A 19,566-nucleotide genomic window follows, 5' to 3' on the forward strand; every position below is an offset into this window, starting at 1 on the left:
GAAGATATCTGCCAAATCGTTACGATAAAGGAAGCAGGGCGGCGCAGGGGGAAAGATGTTAAAGGGAGTATTATTGGATGTGGACGGTACGCTGCTCGATACCGAGCGGCTCTTCATGGACGGCTGGCTCCGCGCCGCACGGGAGCTTCATTACCCGCTTCGCTACGAGCAGGTGCTCTTCTTTCACGGGAAGGGCGTGCACGAGAACGGCGTGACCTTCCGGAAATGGTTCGGCGCGGATGCCGACTATGAAGGCACACGGGCGCTCCGGCAGAACTATGTAGAGGAACGGATCGCCGCAGAAGGCGTCCCGACGAAGCCGGGGCTCTTCGTTTTCCTCGATTACCTGAGGGAAAAGGGGCTGAAAATCGCGCTCGCTACCGGCACCGTCCGGCAGGAGGCGGCGCCGCGCTGGGAAATGGCGGGGCTTCTCCCCTATGTGGATGCCTCCGTCTGCGGAGATGAAGTTACACACAACAAGCCCGATCCGGAGATCTTCCTTCATGCCGCTTCGCTGCTCGGTGTACCGCCGCAGGACTGTATCGTCTTCGAGGACAGCCCCGCAGGTCTCGCTGCAGGGCGGGCGGCAGGCTGCCGAACCTGTATGATCCCGGATATGGAGCCCGCTACGGAGGAACTCCGGGAAACGCTCGCGGACTACGTTTGTGACAGTCTCAGCGCTGCTGCGGAAATGCTGGAAAAAGAATTTTTCTCCGGAAAATAGCTTCAATGCTCGGCAGGGCAGTACGGATGCACGCAGGGGCGCAGAAGCTCTGCCGGTGCCTTATCAGCAGAAGGGAGCAAGGCATCATGGAAACAAAGCGTCAATGGTTCTTTCGGGGGATACGAAACGGCATTCCGATTGCGCTCGGCTACTTTGCCGTTTCCTTCGCGCTGGGCATCGCCGCGAAGCGGGCGGGACTCAACGCCCTGCAGGCGACCCTGTGCAGCGCGCTCTGCAATGCCTCCGCGGGAGAGTATGCCGGCTTCACGGTGATCTCCGCGCAGGGCTCCTATATAGAGCTGCTCCTCATTACGCTGATCGTCAATGCGCGCTACCTGCTGATGTCCGCCTCTCTTTCCCAGAAGGTCTCGCCGGACTGCTCTCTCCGCCACCGGCTCGCCCTTGCCTTCTGCATCACCGACGAGATCTTCGGTGCCAGCGTGACGGTTCCGGAAAGGCTGAACCCCTTCTACAGCTACGGGCTTGCCGTCATTTCTCTCGGCGCATGGTCGCTCGGCACCTGTCTCGGGGTCGTCACAGGCAGCATTCTCCCGACCGCGCTGGTCGAGGCGCTGGGAGCCGGACTCTACGGAATGTTCCTCGCCATCATTATCCCGCCGGCACGGGAGAATCGCCTGCTGGGCGGACTGGTGCTGCTGTCCATGGCACTGAGCTTCCTCTTCTCGCGGCTGCCGCTCACCCGGGAGCTTTCGGAGGGAACACGAATCATCCTGCTGACGCTGCTGCTCTCCCTCGGCGCAGCGCTTCTTTTCCCGATAAAGGAGAACGAACAGCATGCAGCATAATCCTTATCTCTATATCCTCACGATGTTTCTCGCGTCCTATGCGCTGCGCGCGCTCCCGCTCAGCCTGATCCGCACGGAGCTCCGAAGCCGCCTGCTGCGCTCCTTCCTCTTCTACGTCCCCTATGTGACGCTCGCGGTCATGACCTTTCCCGCGGTCATGGACGGAACCGTGCGTCCTATACAGGGACTCGCCGCAATGCTCCTCGGCATCCTGCTCGCCTGGAACCGTGCCGGACTCTTCCTCACCTCCCTCGCCGTCGTCGGCGCAGTGCTGCTGGGCGGCATGCTGTAGCAGAGAGATCCGCCCAGACCCGCACGCCGCTTCTCAGATGAGATTGCCCTGCGGCTTAAATGCTTATTTTTTTTATTTGTCCTCTACCATGTTCTTCTGTCCCGCCTGCTTCGCGAGCTGCCAGACCAGACTCTCGCCCTGCGCGATCTGCAGATCTACGCCGGTGTCGTTCGGCTCGTCCTCCTCGAAGCGATAATCCTTGCCGGGGAGGATCGCATTAAGCAGGATCCCCACGAGAGAACCGGTCGCGAGTCCGGAGAAGCGGATCGCCATGCCGAAGACCGTGAAGCCCACCGCCCCCGCCGAGGAGTAGTTGATGCCGATGGAGAGCACGAGGATCAACGCGGCAATGATGACATTCCGGCTCTGGGAGAAGTCCACCTTCGTTTCCACCACATTCCGCACGCCCACCGCGGAGATCATGCCGTACAGCACCAGCGAGATGCCGCCGATGGTCGCGGCAGGCATCGCCTCGATCACCGCTGCGAACTTCGGGCAGAAGCTGAAGAAAATCGCAAAGCATGCCGCGAGACGGATCACCGCCGGATCATAGACCCGGGTCAATGTCAGCACGCCGGTATTTTCACCGTAGGTCGTATTCGCCGGTGCACCGAAGAGCGAGGCGAGGGTCGTGGCGAGTCCGTCTCCCGTCAGGGTCCGGTGCAGACCCGGATCCTTGATGAAATTCTTCCCCACCGTAGAGGAGATCGCAGAGATATCTCCGATATGCTCCATCATCGTCGCGAAGGAAATCGGCAGAATCGTGATCACAGAGGTAATCAGCAGTGCCGTGTTCAGGCTGCCGGAGGTAAAGAGAGCGAATACCGTATTTCGGTAGGCGATGGGCAGTCCGATCCATGCGGCATCCCGTACCGCTGTGAAGTCGATCTTTCCCGCTGCCGCAGCGGTCAGATAGGAGGCGAGCACCCCCAGCAGAATCGGGATGATCTTCACCATGCCTCTCCCCCAGATATTGCAGACAATGACCACGACGATCGCAACGAGGGCGATCGTCCAATCACTGCCGCAGCTCTCGATCGCCGATTTCGACAGATTCAGCCCGATCGCAATAATAATCGGTCCGGTCACCACCGGCGGGAAGTAGCGCATGACTTTCCCTGCGCCGAAGGCGCGGAAGAGCGCGGCAAGCAGCAGATAAACCAATCCCGCGCAGGCGACGCCGAAGCAGGCATAGGGCAGAAGCTCCGCCTCCCCATGCGGTGCGATCGTCATATAGCCTGCCAGAAAGGCGAAGGAGGAGCCCAGAAACGCCGGAATCCTCTTCTTGGAAATCAGATGGAAGAGCAGGGTCCCCAATCCGGCAAACAGCAGGGTCGCAGACACGCTGAGCCCTGTCAAAAGCGGCACCAGCACCGTCGCGCCAAACATGGCGAACATGTGCTGCAGTCCCAATATCAGGATATGTCCCGTACCCAGCTCTCTGACATCATAAATCGCCTCGTCTCCGACGCGCTTCCTCTTCGCTTCACTCATACTTTCCCTCTCCTTCTTATCTGGGGCTATCGCATCATGCGCTGTATCCATTCACGTGTCATCAGAACGTTCCGGAACTCACACAGCAAAGGGCACGAATGAGAGTGAACCGCTCACTCTCTTCGTGCCCTTATTCTGCCCTATCCTGCATCTGCCTGCTTTCGCGCTCTCATCCGCTGCCCCGAAAATATACTTCTGTCAACTGTTCCCAGCATATCTTAGCGGGTGGAGGCGCTGCCGTCAAGGACTATCGTTTTTTCGCTGTCTCCGCTCTTCAGCGTATAGCTCTCTCCCTCCGTGAGAGACGGCAGGCTGACGATCACACAGGAGTATGCCTTCTCTGCCGTCCAGCGCAGGAGCTCCCTGCCCGTACTGTCATAGAGCGTAAGCTCCGTCCCCGCGGGATTCTCTCCCGTCTCGATCAGCAGGCTTCTCTGCGGGGAATCCTCACTGAAGCGCTGCGCCATTCCGGAGGAACCTGCCGCCCCCAGCACGCCGCCGCTGATGATGCCCTCCCCGTTATAGTCCAGACTGCCGTTGCCGTCATTCTCCGGGCCGCTGATATAGACCTCTCCGCCGGAGACATAGAGATCCCCATTGGAATCTATCCCGTCACCGGAGGCGGCAATGCGGATCGTTCCGCCGGAGATTGAGATGTATACACCCTCCTCCGCCTCGGAAAAGGGCTGCTGCCCCTGCCCGCCCATACCGGGACTTCCGCCCCTCTCCGGCGGCGCTTCTCCATTTTGCGGCGGCCTCCTGTCCTGCTCGTTCTCCGCACTGTCCGAGGGGCGTCCCGCGAAATCCCCGCCGCCTGTCGGCGGTGCCGACGGGCGCGCACCCTGTCCCGGTGCAGCAGCATTCTCCTGCACCGTCCTGCTCGTCCCGTTCGTCGCGTTCATGCCGTCGTCCCGCGAGACGATAGAGACCTCGCCGTCCAGAACATCGATCGTCGCACCCTCGATGCCCTCCTCGCTCTCTGTGATATCGATCGTTCCGCCGATGAGATACACCGCCCCGTCCGAATGGATGCCGTCGTCTCCCGCGGAAATTTCGATCATTCCGCCGGCGATACCGACCCCGTCCTTGCCGGACATCCCATCCTCTGCCGCCGTGATCTCATATGCACCGGACGTCACTGCCAGACTGTCCTTCGAGACGATGCCGTGTCCCGCCTCCGCCCGGATCGTAAGCTTTCCCTCTCCGTTCAGCGTCAGATCATCCTTGGAAAAGATCACCGCGTCGATCGCATTCTCATCTATCGCGGTATAGCTCCCGCCGTTCGAGAGCGTATTCTCCGTTCCCTCTGCCGTCGTGAGAAATACCTTGTCCGCCTGCTTCACATAGATCGCCGCGGAGCTCTCCGAATAGAGCGTCACGCCGTTCAGCACAAGCTGTATCTTATCGCTCTTTTCCGCGTCAATGATCAGCTGGCCATCCGTGAGATTCCCGGAAAGAATATAGCAGCCCTCGTCCGTGATCGTCACCGTGCTTCCGGAGACGACTGCCGCCTTCTCATCGCTGCTGCCGGCGCTGCTGCCCTCGAAGGAAATCTTTACCGCAGAGGATGCGTCGTATTCCGTCCGGTAGTCCCGCTCGCTGAAAAATGCCTCGGCGAGACGCTCTCCCTCTGCCGTACCGCTCCTGCTCGCAGCGTTCGTCTGCTCCGTACTGCCGCTCTCTGCTGCCTGCGCTTCCTCCGTCCCCGCAGCCGACATACCGACGTTCCCCTGCACGCTCTGCCCGCATGCACCGAGGAGGAACGCCGCAGAGAGCGCCAGCGCACAGAACTTATAGGATCGATGGTGCCGAAGTTTTCGGCATAGAGGTGTACTCATTTGTCTCTTCATTTTACAGTTCTCCATTTCCATTTTCCTGCATAGAGATGCTGATCTCCAGATTTCCGTTCCGGCAGCGCAGCGCATCGAGCATTTCCTTCTCTCTCCTCGCGTTTTTCAGCCGAAGCTGATAGCTGAGCCGGTAAAGGCTTCCCATGTTCGTGGTCTTCACGAGCTGCAGCTCTGCGCTGTCCGTATACTCCGCGAAGATATCCGTGAAGGCCTCGCTGTAATTCAGCTCCTCCGGTATGGTGATATGCAGCTGCCGATCCCGTTCCCTATGCCTCCTCTGCCCGAAATCCATGCGGTTATACAGCATACCGGCGCATCCGAAGACCAGCGAGGTCAGCAGCGCATAGCCGAGATATCCCATGCCGCAGACGAGTCCCACTGCCATCGCGAGGAAGATCGCGGCGATCTCCCGTGCGGAGCCCGGCGCGGAACGGAAGCGTACCAGACTGAACGCGCCTGCCACTGCGACGCCGGTGCCGACATTTCCGTTCACCATCATGATCACCACGCAGACCACGGCGGGCAGCAGTGCGAGCGCCGCCGAGAAGCTCCGTGAGGCGCGGGCGCCGAAGCTCACGCAGCAGCTCAGCAGCAGTCCCAGCACGAGCGCCGTGCCGACGCAGAGCAGGAATTCTCCCGGCGCGATCACCGCCGTCTGTGTCGTATCGAAGATTCCTCTGAAAAATGTGTTAAGCATAGCGCTGTCCTCCTTCTTTCCCAAGCTCCCTGCAATACGCCTGCCCGTATTTTGAAAAGGATATTTTATAGATCCCCGCCCCGTTCAATGCCCTGCACATCCAGAGCGGAATGCTGCCGGAGCACTTCATTTCCAGAAGGCTCTGTCCCGGAGACAGCAGCAGGTTTCCATACGCCGGCCTCCGCAGGCTGAGATCCTCCGTCCGGTAAAGGATGTTCTCATCCAGCGTCACCCGGAAGTCTCCGCCGTCCCGCATGCAGAACGCCTCCCGCTCATAGCTTAAAAACATCGCCGGACGAAGTCCGCGGTAAAACTGCCGGAAATACTCGATCTCTCTTCCGATCTGCGAATGCACGGGGAGCGCGGTTCCCCTCCGGAAGCTCTCCATCGCCGCGCCCTCCGGGAGACTGATCCGCCTTTTGTAGACCACCGACCGGTATTTCTTCTTGAGCTCCACGAATACCGGATCCTCCTCCGATGCCTGCCGGTAGCTCCGGATGCGGAGCTTTTCCTTGTAAACGGGCTTTTCCAGCGAATGCCGTACCAGCCGGAAGTCCTCCGTGTCGAAATAAATGTTCCTGATCGTCGTCCTGCCGTAGCTGTCCGGCTGCATATAGGGCTCCATGCTGTCGAGCAGCACCCTCTTCTGCTCCGCGTTCAAAAGGTACTTCAGCTCATATCTCTGAAACGTCATCTGTGCGTTCATTTTTTCCACTCTCCTTTCCCTTTGCTGCGGAAAGTATAATCCGGCAGCCTTAAATGAGACTTAAAGAAGCTGTGGTTTTTCTGTGAAATCAGGTTTTCCCGGGAAAAGGAAAAAAACCGGAGAATCCGGCGCTTCCGCATGGCAAATATCTTCTGTAATAAAAATACGGAGGCAGTTTTGCCTATTCCGCAAAACTGCCTCCGTATATAGCTTCACCTTCACTATCCGCCTGCTACGCCATCGCCATGTCCCGCTTCCGAAGCGCAGCGCGTCAGCTCGGCTCTCCGCGTCCTAACGCCGCTTCTCTCTTTTTCTTCTCCGAACAGCCCAGACTGCCATTCCGGAGAAGGCAGCGAGGAATACCGCGGCATATGCTCCCGCCATGCCCTGATCTCCGGTCGCTATGGCTCTTCGCATCACGCCGAGCACCCTTCCCGGCGCATCCTGTGCATGCTGCACGACGTCGCGCGCCGCACCGAGCACCGCGGGAACGACATTCTCCGGAGCCGGCGGCGTCGCAGGCGCCGGTCTCACCGGAGATGCCGGCGTACTGCCGCCATTTCCGCCTCCGCCGCCGTTTCCACCGCTGCCTTTGACTCTTTTCCACGCTGCGTAAACCCGGTTTTTATCCTCATTTATGCGGTCAATCTGCACCTGATTCAGTGCCTCTCCGGAGGCGTCCGGCGTCGCATACCAACCGGCAAATTCATAGCCGTCCGGAACATCTCCCATATATGAGAAGCCCCTCAGCTTCACAATCGAATTATTCTCGATCTCCCTGACCTCATTGCTGCCCGGCCCCTGTGCCCTGATCCCATAGGAGCCGAAGTTAAAGTCATAGAGCAGTCTCGTCGTCTTATCAATATCCCCCCATTCGGCGGAAAGCGTCACATCTCCGGGTACTGTCAGGATGCCGCCCGGATAAACCCTCTCTCCTGTATCTGTTCTCCGCCAGCCGATGAAGACCTTCCCTTCCGGCGCCACAGCCTCTGAGGGTGCCTTCGCCTCCGCCTCAGTATTCTCATAGTAGCCGTTCAAGTCCTCCGGTGCCCTGCCGCTTCCGCCATTCAAATCATAGCGTACACGGAAGCCTCCGAGACTCCTCCACTGTGCCTTCAGCGTAAGATCCTGTGAAACACCGGACTCAAAGCTGTATGGCTTCCCATCCAGCATCCAGCCGATGAAGCTGTATCCGTCGCAGGTCGGATCCTTCGGCTTTGTGACCGGCATACCGTAGCGGATATTCTCCGCCGGTGCAACCGGTGTACCGCCGTCACTATCGAAGTACACCGTATAGCGAAGCGGCTCCCATTTCGCATAGAGATCCAGATTATCTGCCGGCATGGTGCTTCCGGCAAAGTCAAACCGCAGCCCCTTGCAGTCCGAATCGGTGTACCAGCCTGCAAACTGCAGCTCCTGCCCATCGATCACCCTATGGACACCAATCGGGTAAGCAGTAAGCGGCTCGTATTGTCCAAGCTTCTTTTCATAAGGGATATTCTCAATATCCGCTATCTCTGCACCGCCGTTTTCATGGAAACGAAGCGCATAACGCAGCCGTCTCATATAGACCTGCATCTTATGATCCGGATCCTCATTGAATTCATACTGGTTCTCATAGGTATAGCGCTTACTCATCCAGTGCTTCTTCCAGTTCTCTCCGCTCCTCTTATGAAAGTAAACCAGCCAGCAGTTCTTCAGCTTCCATGTCGAAATATTTCCCTCGGAGAGCTCCAGATCCACCGCAAAATCCTTTGCCAGCGGCGGATCCAAGGCACCATTCCAGCCGGCACGAAATCCGGACTCATTCTTCAGATAGAAGATCCTTCCCCCGTTTTCGACCGGAGTACAGCCCTCCGGCACCTCTCCATCTATCCCCTCATAGAATATCTGGTAGAAGAGATTCCACAAAATGCCGGTCTGGCGCACCCACAGGATATCCTCATCATACACCATCACCGGAAAGTCCAGATAGCTGTTCGCCCATGTCGCACCTCCGCTGTTCGCCCACTGCCAGCGTGTCCCCTCTATAAATACATCGTAGGGCTTTACCTTGTCCCAGACTGCCCGGAGATTCTGCTTATACCGAACCTCTGTGGTCGCCTCATGTGCTATGCCGTCATCGCCCGTCCACTTCATGGTGATAGAATGCACATTGGACTCGAGATAAACCTTCCGGACCGTACTGCCGTCCGGCTTGATGAACTCCCTCGCCGCATCCGTACGCGGCTGGTCGATGTGAAGCCCGAAATACTCCTCATCGGTAAGCTCAGGAAGCTTCTGCGTAGCCGCATCCCACTCGTAGCCTGCCTCTGCCCCGACTGTCCCGCTGTGATTCGTCTGCTTGATCAGAATGTCCTTCGTTTCATCATTCGGATCCTTCCGAAAGTACTGCACAGCATAGTCCGCGGTTCCGGGATTCCACTTCGCATAGAGCGTCACTGCGCCCTCTGTCTCTCTCGTAAAGTCCCAGGGCTTCGTATAGCCCTCATCCTCATACCAGCCGTCAAATACATAGCCGGTACGCAGAGGCTGCTTCTCGATCACGCGCTTATCTGTATCATTCGCACCGACAAACTGGTTTTCTACCGTACTGCCGCCCTTCGTATCGAAAATGATCCACCAGCCGTCCTCCACAAGCGGATAGAGATGAAGATCCTCCGTCCCCACATGGTAGTGTCCGGAAATATCCTTTTTCTCGGCATCTCCCTCCAGATACCAGCCGTTATGCGTCTGCGTGACGGACGCCATCTGTACATACGGCGATTTCCTTTCGATCTCCGTATCATGATTTTCTTCGATACTATCTACCCGAATGATCGTCCCATCTATGCTATGGTAGAAGATATGCACCTCCGAGCTATAACGCGCGTACAGATCTACCGTCGAGGATTCCGTGATTCCGTTCACAGTTCCGAAGCCATCAAAGGGAACGCTTGCCCCCGCCTCATACCAACCCAGGAACTCTCGACCTGCCGCATGCTCCGGTACGCGCGGCCGGAGAAGCTCCTCCCCTTCCTTTACGCGCTGCTTCACCCAGATCTCTTCGCTTCCCTCCGCCTTAAAGAAGCGGTAACAGCGAGTAGGCAGCTCTTCTCCGATGATAGAATAGATCGTGAAGCTCTCCGCAGAGAAGCTTGCCTGTCTCGCGCTGATATGGCTGACCTCAGAGATGATCTCTGCTTCTCCGTTATCCTCGATATGGACAACTCTATACTCGTCCCCCTCCAGCTTTCGATCTGCTTTCAGGCTGACATGCACCCTTTTCTGATCCGCCGGCTCGATCTCTTCTCCGTCTTCATTGTAGAACGTAATGTCGACCGCCGCGGCATCTACGACGGTGCCCTGCACCACCTGCTGTGCTGCCTCCATCGCCTCTTCCCGGGAGGCTTCCCTTACCTCTGCATAGCTCCCCCGCGGAAAAGTTCCCTTTTCCGCATAGAGCTTCACTGTAACGCCGTTTTCCGCCGTCAGCGTTTTTCGGAGCGCAGGCATTTCGCCGCCTTCCCCCTCCGGCACAGGCAGCTCGGAAGCACTCGCAACAGCAGATGTCACGCCCGTTTCTTCCGGCTTCATCTCCGCATTTTCCGCGGTCTCCTGCTCCGCCTCCGTCCTCGGAGCGGCTTCTGCACTCTCCTGCTCCGCCCCGATCTCCGGCGCGGCTTCCGCACTCTCACGCTCCGCCGCGCCCTCCTGTACGGTCTCCGCGCGCTCCCGCTCTGTTTCCGCTGCCGATGACTCCGCCGCAGTTTCCGAATCCGTCTCGCTCTCTGCCCCTGTCTCCGATGCAGCCTCCGCGATCTCCTGTTCCTCCCCTGTCTCCGATGCAGCTTCTGCGACTGCCTGCTCCCTCTCCGGCGCAGCCTCCTCCGCCCATACTGCATGCGGGAAGCATAAACTGAGCATAGAAAAAATCAGCAGCAAAGAAATAACGCTTCGGCCTCTCTTCTTCCCCCTCATACTTCTCCTCCATTTCTGCATCTTAAGTGTCCCGCCCCTGCTATAATATGAATTGATATAAAATATTCTTATTATAATAATATCTTTCTTTTTCTCTTTTGTATATTTCCGTATTTTTAGAATGCCCTTAAAAAAGCAAAAAGCAGAGCCTTGACACAGCTCTGTACAGTCTTTATAGTTTTTATATTTACTGCGCGGTCTGTCCGTTTACACTGCGGCAAGCCCATTTTGCAAGGTAAGAGAGGAGCAGAAACCATGGAGGCATTTCGTAAAATGAGACGATTCCGGCAGGCACTGTCCGAGGAGGACTGCGTCGCCGTGTTGCAGTCGGCGCCCCGCGGGATCATGGCATTTCACGGGGAAAACGGCTATCCGTACGCCATTCCATTGAACCAATACTATGATCCGGAGGATGGGAAGCTGTATTTTCACGGAGCGAAGCAGGGTCTGAAGCTGGATCTCCTGGAAAAAGAAAACAAGGTATGCTTCACCGTGATGGACGAGGGCTTCGTGAAGGAGGGAGAATGGGCGCTTAACATCCGAAGCGTTGTCTGTCTGGGGCAGGTCGAAGCCCTGACAGACCATGAGAAGGTATTGGAGCAATGCCGGAAGCTGGCGAGAAAATTCTATCCTACAGAGAAGGATGTGGAGGACGAGGTCGAGAAAGCGGGCAGCCGCGTACACATGCTCGTCATGACAATCGACCGCATGACGGGAAAGCTGGTAAACGAATCCTGATCGGCATGTCAGCTTCCCTGCGCCGTATCGCAGTCCCGTTTATTTCTGGAGCTTTTCCGCATTTCCGACCATCTGGCGGAGAACCGCTTTGAAGAGCTCCAGCTTTTGCTCCGAAATGCCGAAGATGACATCATCCATGAAGCGCTCCGCGATCGCCGTCCCCTCCGCGCAGAGGCGTCTGCCCTTCTCCGTGAGCTCTATTCTGTTGCTGCGCCGATTCTCGGCATTGACCGAGCGCGTGAGCATGCCATCCTTCTCCATACGGTCGAGCAAGCGGGCAAGGGCGGCGCTCTTGCAGTTCAGCCGCTCCGCGAGCTCGGTTTGCTTCTGCTCCGGATTCCTATTCATGTAATACAGCGCCATCCACTGGACACGCGTCACCTCCAGCGCAGCGAAATGAGAATCCAGCACGCTTGAAAAAACCTTCGAGCTTCGATTGGCAAGCCAAGCCATGCAGTCCTCCAGAACAAACATATCAACCCCCTATACTCTCTCTTACTGTCTGTAAAATTGTATCCTTTCGGAAGCGATTGCCGAGCAGTCTGCCGCTGATGCGCCCGTTGTCGAAGACCGTCAGCGCATCCGAGGCAATCTGCGCCCCCGTGATCCTGTCGTTACAGACATTCAGGAAGATTGTATAATTTTCTCCATGGATTCTCTCCCGGAGTGTCACCTGATAGTCCATGCTCTGCCCGTAGATCCATTCCGAAGAGCCGAGCTCCGCGATATTTCTCTGCAGCTCCTGATCTGTCTGCTCCGCATGCAGACGCTCGACAGGAATGCCGGCCGCAGCGGAGACCGCAGCCGTCATGCTTTCTACAGTAAGCTCCGGTCTGCTGTCCGAGAGATTGCACACGCGGGCACGAACGGACGTGATCCCCTTCGATTCCAGCTTCATCGCAGACGGTGTGAGCACTCTCGTCATCCGGTCGATATCGACATCGAGCATCAGCGTCCCGTGATACAGGTACCAGCCGTCCTCCTCCAGAAACGCCATTCCGCTGATTTTCCTGTCCCGATACAGCAGATCGTTTCTGCCGCTTTGCCGGATGTCAATGGAGAAGCGCCGCAGCGCGTCCGCAATGATCGAAATCACCAGGGAGACATCCGCCCTGTCTCCTATCCATGAATAATTAAGGTTCCCTCTGTCCTGATAGACCGCGCCGCCGCCCGTATACCTGCGGGCGAGACTTATGCCGTTCTCCTCCATATAGGCGGTGTCCGCCTCCTGATAGGGATTCTGATTCCTTCCGATCACGACGCAGGGCGCATTCCTCCAGAGAAAAAGGCAGCTCTCCCTGCTCCGGAACAGCCGCCTTTCCAGCGCAATATTCGTATAAATATCCTCTTCTTCGGACAAATAAAGCTTCATACTCATTCGTGCAGCGCGCCGATCGTCAGTCCGAGCGCCGCTTCGTGGACAATCTCCGCGGTGGTCGGGTGCGCGAAGACCGTTTCCTGTAATGCCTCTGCCTTCATCCGTTTCGTCACGGCAAGGGTGATCGTCGCAATGAGGGCGGACGCGTCGGCGCCGATCACTGTGCCGCCGAGGATCTCATTCTCCTCATTCGCGAGCAGCTTCACATAGCCCTCCGGCGCGTTCATTGTAAGCGCCTTTCCGTTCGCGGCGTAATGGAAGACGCTCGTCTTACAGGGGATTCCCTGCGCCCTCGCCATATCCTCCGTGAGCCCGACGCTCGCGATCTCGGGTCTGGTGAAGATCACACTCGGAATGACATTTCGGTCGAATGCGCGTTCCCTCCCGCAGATATGATCAACGGCGATCTCCGCCTCATAGCTCGCCGCATGGGCAAGCTGCACCCGGTTGTTGACATCTCCGACCGCATAAATATGCGCTGCGGAGGTCTGCATATGCTCGTCCGTCCGGATTCCGCGCCCCTTTTCCAGCAGCTGTATCGTAGTATTTTCCAGCCCGAGCCCCTCGGTTTCCGCATGACGCCCTATGGCGACGAGCACCCTGCCGCTGGTGAGATAATGCCGATTGCCTCCCTTACGGTACGCGGTAATCAGCTGTCCGTTCTCCGCCTTCATAAACTCCGTAACCTCTGCGCCGAGCTCGACCCGGATTCCCTTCGCTCTCGCGCTCCGCAGGATCTCCTCCGAGACATCGCTGTCCATCATGGGCAGCAGCCGGTCAAGGAACTCCGCCACCGTGACCTCTGCGCCGAGGCTCCTGTACAGGAACGCGAACTCCAGCCCGATCACTCCGCCGCCGATAATGACGATAGAGCCGGGCAGTTCCCTGCAGGAGAGCGCTTCCGTACTGTCCATGACGCCTGCGAGACGAATTCCGGGAATCGGCGGCAGGGAGACCGCGGAGCCGGTGGCGATGATGCAGTCCCGGAAATGAAGACGCAGATTTTTCTCTCCCGAAACCAGCACATGCGCATCATCCGTAAATGACGCACTGCCCTTTATCAGCTCGATCCGGTTTTTCTCCATCAGATATTCCACGCCGCCGACGAGCCGGTCTACCACCCTGTCCTTCCTCTCGACAAGCTTCTCCATATTCACCGTAAACGCCGGAGAGCAGTCGATCCCGAACAGCCCGCACTCCCGCAGCGCCTCCGCGTGCTCCGCAGACGCGATAAACGCCTTGGTCGGAATACAGCCTACATTCAGGCAGGTACCGCCCATTCGCCCCCTCTCCACCAGCACGGGTCTCCTGCCATTCCGGGAGGCGAGGATCGCCGAGACATATCCGCCGATGCCGCCGCCGAGAATCAGCAGATCCGCCTCTTTTTCTTCGATCTGCGCGGTCTCTCCGGAGGCACCCTCTGCGCTGTCCCCCTGCGCCGTCCGGGAATGCGCGTCCCCCTCCTCAAACTCTGCCAAAGGATCGCCTGCGCTGACCTGATCCCCCTCCTGCACGAGCAGCCGCCGCACGATGCCGTCCGCCGGCGCCTTGATGCTTCGGTTCCCCTTCTTGGTTTCGATCTGCATCAGCTCATCGTCCTTCGCGAGCCTGTCCATTTCCCGTACATTGATCTTTCCGACCGTAAACAGCTTTGCACCCGGAAAAACCGGAAGCCTGATCTCCATCTCCATTCCCTCCTAAGCGAAAAACAGCCTGCCGAGACAGACTGTTTTCATAATGCCTCCATCCTGTGCCGCGGCTCAGTCCTTCACGACACCGGTTCTCACGAGCTTTACGCCATTCTTCAGAATGTCTCCGACCGGACATCTGGCCTCGATAAAATCAGCGAACGCCTCACATTTCTCCTGCGGCTCCTCCGTCTTGAAATGCATGGAGAAGCGGACCTCCTGGAAGCCCTTCCTGACGTCGGACAGTCCCATCATCCCATCGGGATCGAGATCGCCCTCCAGCTCGACGTGGAATTCGTCGTACTTAAAGTCATTCGCCTCCGCGAATGCTGCTGCCACGATAGCCTGACAGGAGCCAAGCGCACAGAGCACTGCCTCTACCGGATTCAGACCTGTGTTGGCTCCTCCCATCTCCTCCGGCTCATCCATGATGAGCCGGAAGCCTCTCGCATCAGACTCCACCTGGAGACCGGTCTTTGTTTTTACCGCCTTCGCCTTAAACGTCATCAACATACTTCATGCCTCCTTCCAAAATTACGTTCCCCTGATACCATGCCGGAATTCCCGACATTACATGCTGCAGAAGTCCACACGCCACCTGGCATAGGACTCTTGCAATAATATTTACAGGGTAACATTTTACAAGGTAAATGTCAATGCATCCCTCATTTTTTCGCCCTCTCCGACGGAAGCTTTACAGTGATCAGCAGGGATTCCTCATCGGCGGTTTCCGCCATGATCTCGCCTCTGTGCGCCCTTACCGCCGCCGCCGCGATGGACAGCCCCAGCCCGAAGCCGCCGGTCTGGGAGCTCCGGGAGGCATCCGCCCGGTAAAAGCGGTCGAAGAGATGTCCGACGCTCTCTCTGGAGAGGTGCTTGCAGCGGTTGTAAACCGTGAGGAGAAGCGTATTCCTCCTGCGCGTCAGGCTGAGCGAGATCTCACTCCCCTCCGGAGAATACTTCACGGCGTTATCCAGCAGGATCGAAAACAGCTCCCGCATTGCCGCCGGATCTCCCTGCATATAGAGTTCCCTTTGAATCGAAGCTGTCAGCGTCTTCCGCTGCACCCTTGCCGGCGCGCGGAAGCATTCCGCAGTCTCCACCGCAATTTCCGAGAGACAGAGACTGCGCAGCCCCTCCCGTGGCTGCTCCTCCAGCCGCGACAGACTGATCAGATGATGGGTGAGCGCCGTCAGTCTCCGGATCTGCTCTCCGATGTCCTGAAGCCACTCATTTTCCCCGAAATCCATCTCCAGAAGATCCGCATCTGCGCGGAGCGCCGCCAGCGGTGTCTTCAGCTCATGTCCCGCGTCCGTGACAAACTGCTTCTGCTTCCGGTCGCTCTCGAGAAAGGGCTTCACGATACGCCGGGACAGGAGCTGCAGCACCGCCCACACAGCTATCATTCCCGCGAAGCAGACCAGCAGGATATTGCAGAGGAAATGCCGGAAATCCTCCAGACTTCGGACGCAGTCCAGAAAGAGGATCCCTGTTCTGCCATCCTCCTCATATTTCAGATAACGGTAGTCGTCCAGAAAGCCCTCGCTGCCGCGGCTCACCAGGATCCGCTGTCCGTAACGGACGGCGCTATCCCGGTCTACCGCCGCGATCCTGCCGAGCTCTACAGATTCCGCCGTCCCATCCGATCGAAAAACGACCAAGAAATAGCGGGACTCGAACGGACGCTCCCGAAAGAGATGCTGCTCCGATGCGCTGTCCGTCCCCGGCGGGGACTCCGGCGGGGACGGGAATCTGCCGCCGTTTTCCCGAAGGATCTGCAGGGTATCGTCTGCGTTCCGGATGAGCTTATGATAGTTCATGGCGGATGCCGTCCCGATCAGGATGCAGAGCACCAGAAAGAGCGAAAGCATCGACGCGAGAAGCAGTCGCTTCTGCAGCTTCCGGATCATTCCGACACCTCCAGCGTGTAGCCCGCATTCCGAACCGCCCGAATCTGCACATTCGCCCCGATGCGCTGCAGCTTCCTGCGGAGGTAGGAAATATTCACCCAGACGACATTGCTGTCCGCCTCGCTGTCATAGCCCCAGATCTGACGCATGAGATGCTCTGCGGACAAAAGACGCTTCCGGTTCCGCAGCAGAAGCTCCATGATCTGGAACTCCTTATTGGACAGGCGGCAGACCCCCTCCTCTGCGGACAGCTCGAAGCTCGCGCAATCCAGCGTCAGGTTGCCGAGTCCCAGCCGGATATCCGGCTGCGCCGCCTTCTCCCGCGTCATGGCGCGAACCCGCGCCAGAAGCTCCTCTGCGTGAAACGGCTTCGTCAGGTAATCATTCGCACCGCTGTCCAGTCCCAGCACCTTGTCCTCAACCTCTGCCTTCGCCGTGAGCAGCAGCACCGGCGTCAGGTCGCCCCTCTCCCGCAGCCGCCGCAGCACGGCGATCCCGTCCAGCTTCGGCATCATAATGTCCAGAATGATGCCGTCATAGCTCCCGTATTCCAGATACTGCCACGCCTCATCGCCATCCAGCGCCGTATCCACCGTATAGTTGCTCCGTTCCAGAATCGCCCTGAGCGCCCTCGACAGGGAACGCTCATCCTCTGCCAGCAGTAACCGCATCTTATCTCCTCAGCCGGTCTCCCGCGCCTGTCTGCATTTTGCCGCAGCCATTCCCGATCCGCTGCCCCGCAATACGAGGCTTCTACGGCTGCCCTGCTACCATATTAGCCGAAGCAGGCATCCATTGCAAGGCCGGACTTCGGTGCGGCAGCATTTCGCAGCGAGACGGCAGTCCTTCGGGCGCTGCACGGCTGCCCTATTCTTCGAAGCAGGCGTCCGTTGCAAAGCAGGGGCGCCGAAACAATGCTGCGCGGCTGCGAGGGCACCTACAGCTCTACCTGCCGAAGAACCTCCCGAAGCGTCTCCGCGGAGCCGCGCAGCGCCGCCTGCTCTGTTTCGCTCAAACGGATCGGGACAGCGCGCTCGACGCCGTGCTGTCCGACGATGGCGGGCAGACTCAGCGCGACGCCGTCGATGCCATAGCTGCCGTGCTGTATCGTGGAAACCGGCAGAATCGACTTTTCATCCCGCACAATCGCCTCGCAAATCCGCTTCACCGCCATTGCTACCCCGTAATAGGTCGCTTTCTTCTTCTCAATGATTTCATAGGCGCTGTTTTTCACCGTGCAGAGTATCCGCTCCATGGATGCCTGATGATCGTGATAACCGCGGAGCTCGCAGAAATCATTGAGCGGAATACCAGAGACGTTCGCGCTGCTCCATGCCGCGATCTCGCTGTCCCCATGCTCTCCGATCACGAAGGCATGTACGGAGCGGTTATCCACCGAGAGATGCTCTCCCAGAAGATATTTCAGGCGGGCGGTATCCAGTACGGTGCCGGAGCCGAATACGCGGTTCTCCGGAAGCCCTGTCAGCCTCTGTGCAGCATAGGTCAGGATGTCTACCGGATTCGCCACGACGAGGAGAATGCCGCTGATATCCCGCTTCCGGATCTCCGGCATAATGGAGCGGAAAATGCCCACATTCTTCTTCACGAGATCGAGCCGGGTTTCCCCCGGCTTCTGCGCCGCGCCCGCGGTCACGATGATAACCGCCGCGTCGGCGATATCATCATAGCTGCCTGCATAGATCTTCATCGGCTGTGCGAACGGCAGCCCATGGCTGATATCCAGTGCCTCTCCCTCTGCCTTGCCCGGCATAGCGTCGATCAGCACCAGCTCTGAGAAGAGCCCGCTCTGCATCAGCGCGAATGCTGAGCTGGAGCCCACGAAGCCGAGTCCGATGACCGCTGCCTTCCGATTGTTTACCTCTTTCATGCCTACTCCTTTCCGGCGGACGCCGCCATTGTATACGTCCCATATCTCCTTACTCTATCAGCTCTCCGCTCTGCGAGAAGCGATAGCTCTGTCCCTTGATGCTCTGCTCTCCGGTGAGCATGCTCCCGTTCTTTGCACCGATCTCCTCCGAGAAATAGTAGCGCCTGCCGTCGAGCGTGAGCCAGCCTGTATGCATGAAGCCGTCGGCATCGAAGTAGTACCAGCTCCCTCCCAGCTTCTTCCAGCCGCCATTGTACGCCGTGCCGTTCATGAGGTAGCGGAAGCGATAGCCCTCCCGCTGCCAGCTGCCGCCACCGTCATTCGGACTGCCGCCCGCATTCCGGGACAGAGAGGCGAATGCCCCCTCCGTCACGCCCTGATAATCGGCAAGCAGCTCCCAGACATCGTCGATCTCATAATCAGAGGTGTCCGCGCTGCCCAGCCGCGCCCAGTCGCTGACCGCGATATTGTAATATTTCGCGTCATTCTGCTTCGGTACGGCGCGCACCAAAACCTTCGGGCTGTGATTCCGATCCTGCCGGACATAACTGCTCACGTCCCGGCTCGTTCCCTTCACCGTCTCCTCATGCTTCTGTTCTCTGCCGTTCTGATCTGTCCATTTCACCAGCATACGGTAGCTCTCCGCACCGTCATATGCGGTCCAGCCGGCTGTCCCGCTCTTCGTATCCAGCGCCGCCCGCTCATAGCCGATTTCCTCGGTCGGGAGCGCCCGGACTGCCGCAGCGAGTGTATGGTCGGCAGACTCGTTCAGCCACGTCCCGACATTGTATTCCTTGTTCTTCGTTCTCCGATGCAGCGTCGCGAGCTCGCCGTTTTTCTTCGTGTAGCACAGCACCAGCTCGTAGGCACCGGCATAGTCATCCCCGGCGCTCCAAGAGAGCCGCCCCTGCCCCGGATCGAGCGTAAGTCCCGTCGGCGCGACGAGCTGATAGAAGGGATAAACCAGAAGCCTCCCCCGCGCCTCGGTATTGTCCGCCGAGACGAGATCTACATAGCTCGCGCGGAAGCCCCTGCCCCGGATCCGGAGATCGTCGTCCAGTACATCCTGCTCCGCCCTGATCCGGAATCGAAGTGTGTAGGGAATCGTCGGATTCTGCCGGTTCAGTGCATCCACGCTGTCCCAGCTCGTATCCAGCATGACTGCGTCCTCATCCTCGATCTCGAAGGTCGGAAGGAACGCAGTACCGGCGGGCGCCGCCATTGAAGCAATACTGTCCATGTCCGCATTGATCTCCAGACTCCTGATATTCGCAAGTGCCGTCGCGGACAACAACACCGAAAAAAGCCCTGCCATCACCGCTGTCCTCGCCCCTGTTTTTCTCATTCCATTCTCCTCTTTTCCGCCAAATGCCGCAGCCGCTCCACTAAGACATCCGGAGCCGCAGGCACGATGCTGCAGCGAGTGTCTTCCCTC

General features: G+C 58.2%; 17 protein-coding genes. 4 read left to right on the plus strand and 13 right to left on the minus strand.

The genetic code is table 11. From position 1 onward, the window contains the following. The first annotated feature begins 55 nt into the window (after window positions 1-55). The 3 genes from HW273_RS00830 (at window position 56) to HW273_RS00840 (ending at window position 1,822) form a co-directional block, all read left to right on the plus strand. A complete protein-coding gene (locus HW273_RS00830; protein ID WP_179009836.1) occupies window positions 56-724 on the plus strand; it encodes an HAD family hydrolase in 669 nt (222 codons plus the stop codon). Window positions 725-810: 86 nt separating this feature from the next. After that, entirely contained in the window at window positions 811-1,530 is a 720-nt protein-coding gene (locus HW273_RS00835; RefSeq protein ID WP_243206713.1) for an AzlC family ABC transporter permease, read from the plus strand. After that, window positions 1,520-1,822, plus strand: a complete 303-nt coding sequence (locus HW273_RS00840) for an AzlD domain-containing protein (protein ID WP_179009838.1) — start codon at window positions 1,520-1,522, stop codon at window positions 1,820-1,822. Before HW273_RS00835 ends, HW273_RS00840 begins: the two co-directional genes overlap by 11 nt. A gap of 72 nt (window positions 1,823-1,894) precedes the next feature. Here HW273_RS00840 and HW273_RS00845 read toward each other — a convergent pair whose 3' ends face one another. The 5 genes from HW273_RS00845 to HW273_RS00865 all read right to left on the minus strand — a co-directional run bounded on the left by HW273_RS00845 (window position 1,895) and on the right by HW273_RS00865 (window position 10,529). Further along, window positions 1,895-3,316 (minus strand): uracil-xanthine permease family protein, encoded by a 1,422-nt coding sequence (locus HW273_RS00845; protein WP_179009840.1) that lies wholly within the window; start codon window positions 3,314-3,316, stop codon window positions 1,895-1,897. Between the two features lie 218 nt (window positions 3,317-3,534). Further along, window positions 3,535-5,166 carry a carbohydrate-binding domain-containing protein gene (locus tag HW273_RS00850; RefSeq protein WP_179009842.1) on the minus strand — a complete coding sequence of 544 codons (1,632 nt, stop codon included), beginning with the start codon at window positions 5,164-5,166 and terminating at the stop codon, window positions 3,535-3,537. A 1-nt stretch (window position 5,167) separates the two neighbouring features. Beyond that, entirely contained in the window at window positions 5,168-5,863 is a 696-nt protein-coding gene (locus HW273_RS00855; protein WP_179009844.1) for a DUF4956 domain-containing protein, read from the minus strand. Continuing rightward, window positions 5,856-6,569, minus strand: a complete 714-nt coding sequence (locus HW273_RS00860; protein ID WP_179009846.1) for a polyphosphate polymerase domain-containing protein — start codon at window positions 6,567-6,569, stop codon at window positions 5,856-5,858. Before HW273_RS00860 ends, HW273_RS00855 begins: the two co-directional genes overlap by 8 nt. Before the next feature lie 291 nt (window positions 6,570-6,860). Continuing rightward, window positions 6,861-10,529 (minus strand): InlB B-repeat-containing protein, encoded by a 3,669-nt coding sequence (locus HW273_RS00865; protein WP_179009848.1) that lies wholly within the window; start codon window positions 10,527-10,529, stop codon window positions 6,861-6,863. Window positions 10,530-10,802: 273 nt separating this feature from the next. On the opposite strand from HW273_RS00865, the gene HW273_RS00870 reads away from it, so the two are divergent. Beyond that, window positions 10,803-11,267 carry a pyridoxamine 5'-phosphate oxidase family protein gene (locus tag HW273_RS00870; RefSeq protein ID WP_330603860.1) on the plus strand — a complete coding sequence of 155 codons (465 nt, stop codon included), beginning with the start codon at window positions 10,803-10,805 and terminating at the stop codon, window positions 11,265-11,267. 39 nt (window positions 11,268-11,306) lie between these two features. Here HW273_RS00870 and HW273_RS00875 read toward each other — a convergent pair whose 3' ends face one another. The 8 genes from HW273_RS00875 to HW273_RS00910 all read right to left on the minus strand — a co-directional run bounded on the left by HW273_RS00875 (window position 11,307) and on the right by HW273_RS00910 (window position 19,476). Further along, the gene (locus HW273_RS00875; RefSeq protein ID WP_179009852.1) at window positions 11,307-11,741 is read right to left on the minus strand and encodes a MarR family winged helix-turn-helix transcriptional regulator; all 435 of its coding nucleotides are present in this window, start codon (window positions 11,739-11,741) and stop codon (window positions 11,307-11,309) included. Window position 11,742: 1 nt separating this feature from the next. Then, window positions 11,743-12,639 (minus strand): lipoate--protein ligase, encoded by an 897-nt coding sequence (locus HW273_RS00880; RefSeq protein ID WP_179009854.1) that lies wholly within the window; start codon window positions 12,637-12,639, stop codon window positions 11,743-11,745. Between the two features lie 2 nt (window positions 12,640-12,641). After that, the gene (gene lpdA, locus HW273_RS00885) at window positions 12,642-14,330 is read right to left on the minus strand and encodes a dihydrolipoyl dehydrogenase (protein WP_179009856.1); all 1,689 of its coding nucleotides are present in this window, start codon (window positions 14,328-14,330) and stop codon (window positions 12,642-12,644) included. A gap of 75 nt (window positions 14,331-14,405) precedes the next feature. After that, window positions 14,406-14,846, minus strand: coding sequence for an OsmC family protein (locus HW273_RS00890; RefSeq protein ID WP_179009857.1), 441 nt, complete (start codon window positions 14,844-14,846; stop codon window positions 14,406-14,408). Between the two features lie 152 nt (window positions 14,847-14,998). After that, complete coding sequence (locus HW273_RS00895) at window positions 14,999-16,243, minus strand: sensor histidine kinase (protein ID WP_179009859.1); 1,245 nt, start codon at window positions 16,241-16,243, stop codon at window positions 14,999-15,001. After that, the gene (locus HW273_RS00900) at window positions 16,240-16,914 is read right to left on the minus strand and encodes a response regulator transcription factor (RefSeq protein ID WP_179009861.1); all 675 of its coding nucleotides are present in this window, start codon (window positions 16,912-16,914) and stop codon (window positions 16,240-16,242) included. The genes HW273_RS00895 and HW273_RS00900 overlap by 4 nt, the downstream gene beginning before the upstream one ends. 266 nt (window positions 16,915-17,180) lie before the next feature. Continuing rightward, window positions 17,181-18,131: an L-lactate dehydrogenase gene (locus tag HW273_RS00905; RefSeq protein ID WP_179009863.1), complete on the minus strand. Its 951-nt coding sequence runs from the start codon at window positions 18,129-18,131 to the stop codon at window positions 17,181-17,183. A gap of 49 nt (window positions 18,132-18,180) precedes the next feature. Beyond that, window positions 18,181-19,476 carry a hypothetical protein gene (locus HW273_RS00910; protein WP_179009865.1) on the minus strand — a complete coding sequence of 432 codons (1,296 nt, stop codon included), beginning with the start codon at window positions 19,474-19,476 and terminating at the stop codon, window positions 18,181-18,183. Window positions 19,477-19,566: the final 90 nt, after the last annotated feature.

It is taken from the genome of Oribacterium sp. oral taxon 102 (assembly GCF_013394775.1).
In the GTDB taxonomy this organism is placed as follows: domain Bacteria; phylum Bacillota; class Clostridia; order Lachnospirales; family Lachnospiraceae; genus Oribacterium.